The sequence below is a fragment of the Dellaglioa sp. CoH-57-MRSF-17 genome (assembly GCF_056782015.1).
In genome coordinates, this window is the sequence record NZ_JBXAXY010000037.1 from 1 (window position 1) to 290 (window position 290).

Sequence of the window (290 nt, forward strand, 5' to 3'; positions counted from 1 at the left end):
TAATGAGGTGTTTTACACCAGACCCCTCAAAACACGATTTTTTAGCATTTCTAAGTGTTTTTTCGTGATCAGCACGCGCCTGATCAGGATTCCTCACCAATTCCGTAGAATCCGGGCCCCATTCAAGTTCTTCATCGGCGTCTGCGTCGGCATCGAGCCCATCATCGGCGTCTGCATCTACTATTTCGAAGTCCCCGTCCGCGTCTTCTTCGTCGGACCCGCGCACGCGCACATGGTTGTATCCGCGCTCCGCGATCTCCGCGTTGTAGTTGAGGGCCCACATGTGGGAC

General features: G+C 54.1%; 1 protein-coding gene. It reads right to left on the reverse strand.

Annotation, left to right across the window (positions count from 1 at the left end):
• A partial coding sequence (locus AC1RPJ_RS07730) for a hypothetical protein (protein ID WP_481762836.1) occupies positions 1 to 290 on the reverse strand: 290 nt, incomplete at both ends.